Here is a 4,844-nt window from a genome sequence, read left to right as displayed (position 1 = left end):
ACGGATCCTGGAGCCGACCGTGGGACCGATCCCGAAGCCGGTCGTGGGAGAGACCGCGGGGCCGATCGAGCGTCAGGTTCAGGTTCACGCCGCCGCGGCACCCGCCGTAAACCCGCCGAACCCTCCGCCCTGGCCGCAAAGCTCGCGCCGCTCGCGCGACGGCTCAGGCCGGCCTACCCGCGGCCGGGCCGCACCGGATGGCGTCGCTGGGTGCCCTCCTGGCGGCAGTGGCTTGCCGCCTGGGCTCTGGCCGTCGGGCTGACCGGCTCGCTGCTGGTCATCGCCTACGCCGCCACGGACATACCCCAGAACCTGAACACGTACGCGACCCAGCAGGACAACGTCTACTTCTGGTCGGACGGGACACCCATGGCCCGTACCGGCTGGGTGCGGCGGCAGGCCATGCCGCTGAAGGACATACCGAAAGACGTGCGCTGGGCGGTCCTCGCGGCGGAGAACGAGAGCTTCTACTCCGACCCGGGCATCTCCGTCAAAGGCCTCACCCGCGCGCTGGTGCGCACCGTGGGCCAGGGGGACACCCAGGGCGGCTCCACCATCACCCAGCAGTACGTCAAGAACGTCTATCTGAGCCAGAACCAGACGGTGAGCCGCAAGTTCACCGAGGCCATGATCGCCCTCAAGCTCGACAACAAGATGAGCAAGGACAAGATCCTCGAGGGCTACCTCAACACCAGCTGGTTCGGGCGCGGCACCTACGGCCTCCAGCGGGCCGCGCAGGCCTACTACGGCAAGGACGTGAGCCGCCTCAACGCCAGCGAGGGCGCGTTCCTCGCCTCCCTCCTCAAGGGCGCGGGCCTCTACGACCCCACGCTGAGCGAGGCGAACCACAAGCGGGCCGTGGAGCGCTGGTCCTGGATCCTCGACCGCATGGTCAAGATCGGCAAGCTGTCGCCGGCCGAGCGGGCCACCTACACGAAGTTCCCCGAGCCGCTCAAGCAGTCCCGGGTCTACGACACCGGCAAGCAGAGCGACTACCTGGTCGAGCTGGCGACCCAGTACGCCAAGAAGGCTGGGCACATCTCGGACCGGGAGTTCGACCTGGGTGGCTACCAGATCTACACGACCTTCGACCGCAAGCGGGAGACCGCGCTCACCGACACCGTGACCAAGGCCCGCAAGAAGGCGAAGAAGGACGACCCCGACACGGCGAAGACCGCGCACTACGGGGCCGCCTCGGTGGCCAGCGACGGCCGGATCCTCGCCGTCTACGGCGGCCCCGACCACCGTACGCAGGGCTACAACGAGTCCAACGCCACCACCGTCCCGGCCGGTTCGGCGTTCCTGCCGTTCGTCTACGCCGCAGGCCTCGAACACGGCGTCCACAAGACCCGCGACAGCACCGCCACACCGGTCACCCCCGACTCCGTCTACGACGGCGACGACGGTGTCCCGGTCAGCACGCCCGAGGGCCCTTACTGGGACCGCAGCGGCAAGAAGGTCGCCGCCCACAACGACGGGAAGAAGTCCTACGGGCAGATCACCCTGCGCCAGGCGCTCGCCGCGTCGGTGAACACGCCGTTCATGCAACTCGGCATGGACACGGGCCTGGACAAGGTGCGCCAGACCGCCGAGGCGACGGGCATGCTCTCCTCCAGCCTCGGGCCACAGGTGCCCGCGCTGTCCCTGGGCAGCTCCACGCCCAGCGCGATCCGGATGGCGAGCTCCTACGCCACCTTCGCGGCGGGCGGCACGCACATCGAGCCGTACTCGGTGCGCCGCATCACCCGCAACGGCTCCGGGGTCCGGCTGGACACGCCCGGCCCGCACCGCGCGGTGGGAGCCGACGTGGCCCGCGAGGTCACCGAAGCGCTCACGGACGCCTTCCGCGCCGACCACGCCGGCGCGGCGCCCGGGTCCGCTCGGGTGGCCGGGAAGAGCGGCACCACACAGGACGACAAGGCCGCCTGGTACGTGGGCACGAACCGCTCCGTGTCGACCGCGGTGGTCCTCTATCGCCTGGACCTGTCCAAGAGTCTCGAACCGCTGCCGCTCAAGGGGATCGACGGCGCGTCCGGGGCCGATGTCCCGTACGGCATCTGGTCGGGCGCCATGAGTCCGCTCGGCTGACCCCGACGGCCGAGTGGCCGCCCCCCGACCCGTCCGCCTCCCTCGCAGAATGTGCCCCGTATGAACTCGAAGCACAGCCGTCGCCGCCGCCGCGACCCCGCTCCCGGTTCTTCCGCCGCCTCCGCCCGGCAGGGTTTCGCGGCCATGGCGGCCTTCCTCGTCGTCACGTCCATGGCCGCGACCTATCTGGCCGTCCACAACTCGGACACCACCGCGCCGGCCGGGTCGGCCAGCGCGCACCGCTCCGGCGGCTCCGCGGCGAAGGCCACCAAGGCGCCCCCGTGGGACGGCAAGACCAAGGTGCTCGGCGACGGCTCCACGTCCTACACCGGCCCGCAGAAGGGCACGCTGAAGCCCGTACCGCTCAAGCCCGGTGAGAAGCCGCCCCAGTTCGTCGTCTTCTCGTGGGACGGCGCCCTCCAGGGCGACGACCAGCTCTTCTCGCACTACCGGGAGCTGGCCAAGGAGTACGACGCCCATATGACGTTCTTCCTCACCGGCATCTATCTGCTGCCCAAGGACAAGAAGACGCTCTACGAGCCGCCGATGCACGACCCGGGCGCCGCCGCGATCAGCTACCCCACCGACGAGCACATCCGCACCACGCTGGCGGAGCTCGGCAAGGCGTGGAAGGGAGGCAACGAGATCGGCACCCACTTCAACGGCCACTTCTGCGGCGAGAAGGGCGGCAAGGACTGGAGTGTCGCGGAGTGGGAGAGCGAGATCGACCAGTTCTTCTCCTTCGTGCAGAAGTGGAAGACCAACACCGGCTACACCGATCTGCCGGCCCTGCCCTTCGACCCGGCGCGCGACATCAGCGGCGGCCGCGCGCCCTGCCTCGAGGGCCAGAAGAACCTGCTCAAGGCCATGAAGGCCACCGCCAACAAGTACAACTGGCGCTACGACGCCAGCTCCGCGGGCGACTTCCAGATATGGCCCACGAAGAAGGAGGGCGTCTGGGACTTCCCGCTCGAGATGCTCCCCTACGAGAGCGGCAAGTACCAAGGTCTGTCCATGGACTTCAACTTCCTCTACAACCAGTCCAACGGCGAGACCGAGGGAGACCCGGCCAAATACCCCGAGTGGGAGCAGGAGACCGTCAAGTCCTATATGGACGGCTTCGACCGGGTGTACTACGGCAGTCGCGCACCGCTCTTCATCGGCAACCACTTCGAGAACTGGAACGGCGGCATCTACATGAAGGCCATCGACCAGGTCATCAAGAACGTGTGCACGAAGAAGGGTGTTCGCTGTGTGTCCTTCCGTGAACTGGCCGACTGGCTCGACGTGCAGAAGCCGGGAGTCCTGGAACGGCTGCGCAGTCTGGACCCCGCGCAGTCGCCGGACTGGTCGACGGTGGTGAAGTAGGGGCTTTCGGTCCGACAAGTTACCTCGCGCGCGGGCGGAGTTGGCGGGCCGCTCGGGGATCCCCCCAGGTTCCCCTTAGTTGAGGAGGACATGTAAAGATTCCCTCCCCGGTGCCCGACCGGGGGTCAAGGAGAATCATCAGTGAGATCAAAGACGTTGAGCCGCAGATGCTCGACCGTGACGGCGGCCGCCCTCTCCGCCCTCGTACTTCCGCTGTCCGCCGCCCACGCGGCGGACACCACCCCCCAGGCGAACCGGGCGGCGACCGACGCCTTCGGCCGCGTGGCCGACGCCGTGTTCACCGACCGCACGGCCGCTCTGCTGGACGGGAGCCACCCGGCCCGTACTGAGCTGAAGGCCACAACGGGAGGGATACGGCTGTCCGACGCGCTGACGCGGACGCAGAACACCGCGGTGTCCTCGCTGCACGGCACACGCTCCCGGCTCGCGGCACTGGGCGAGGCCTACACCGCCGCCGACACCGACGTCACAGTGAACCGGACCCGGGTGAGGGGACAGCGGGCCACGGTCTGGGTCACCGAGACCACCACCCTCACGTACAAGAAGATCCGCGGAGACGAGCCCGACACGACGGGCTTTCGCGCGCACCACGTGCTGACTTTCGCCGCCCAGCCGGACGGCACCTGGAAGCTGACGGGCGAACGCTCGACGGACCGGGGCCCCCGGCAGGTCAACGAGCCCGTCCCGACGGTCTCGGGGAAGACCCCCATGGCCGCTGTCGACGCCCCCCGGGCAGCGACCACCTATCCCGCGCCCGCCAAACCCAAGAACCTCGGCACCGGCACCACGTACAACTACGCGGCGATGGCGGCCTACGCGGAGAAGTACTGGCGGAACTACAACGCCGCCTACCGGAGGTTCAACTCGGCAGGCGGGGACTGCACCAACTACCTGAGCCAGTCCTTGAAGGCGGGCGGCTGGAAGCCGGTCACGACCTCGGCCCAGGAGTACGGCACCTGGTACTACGGGACGTCGACGGAGTCCGACTCGTGGGTCGGCGTCAACGAGTGGTCGTGGTTCACCCAGACCGCCAAGCGGACCACGCCCCTGGCGAACGTCTACCAGATGAACATCGGCGACGTGATGCAGATGGACTTCAACAAGGACGGGTCCAAGGACCACTCCATGATCACGTCGTACCGCAGTTCGAGCGGCGTCCCGTATGTGACGTACCACGACACGGACACGTACCGGAGGTCGGTGTCGAGCCTGATCGCCTCGTACCCGAACTCGGCGTACTACGCGTACCGCACCTGATGCACTCGGTCGGGGGGGCCCGGCCGGGGCCGCGCGGCCCCCGCCGGGGCCCGGGCGCAGCCCCCCCCCCCCGCCCCCCCGGTCAGGGGGGCCACCCCGGGCCCCCGCGG

The 4,844-nt window shown here is 68.9% G+C and carries 3 protein-coding genes; all 3 read left to right on the top strand.

Features of this window, described 5'->3' with window-relative positions; translation table 11 throughout:
* The first annotated feature begins 129 nt into the window (after positions 1 to 129).
* Positions 130 to 2,088, top strand: a complete 1,959-nt coding sequence (locus AB0D27_RS32500; RefSeq protein WP_362515938.1) for a transglycosylase domain-containing protein — start codon at positions 130 to 132, stop codon at positions 2,086 to 2,088.
* A gap of 144 nt (positions 2,089 to 2,232) precedes the next feature.
* Positions 2,233 to 3,456, top strand: a complete 1,224-nt coding sequence (locus tag AB0D27_RS32495; RefSeq protein WP_362515936.1) for a hypothetical protein — start codon at positions 2,233 to 2,235, stop codon at positions 3,454 to 3,456.
* Between the two features lie 141 nt (positions 3,457 to 3,597).
* A complete protein-coding gene (locus tag AB0D27_RS32490) occupies positions 3,598 to 4,734 on the top strand; it encodes an amidase domain-containing protein (RefSeq protein WP_362515883.1) in 1,137 nt (378 codons plus the stop codon).
* Positions 4,735 to 4,844: the final 110 nt, after the last annotated feature.

The sequence above is a fragment of the Streptomyces sp. NPDC048415 genome (genome assembly GCF_040651675.1).
Classification (GTDB): Bacteria; Actinomycetota; Actinomycetes; order Streptomycetales; family Streptomycetaceae; genus Streptomyces.
Note: the sequence above shows the minus strand (reverse complement) of the source record. Positions and strands in the feature narration are given on the sequence as shown.

Coding starts and splice junctions, on each gene's coding strand:
- AB0D27_RS32495 (WP_362515936.1), top strand. CDS start 2,233: ATGGCGGCCTTCCTCGTCGTCACGTCCATGGCCGCGACCTATCTGGCC.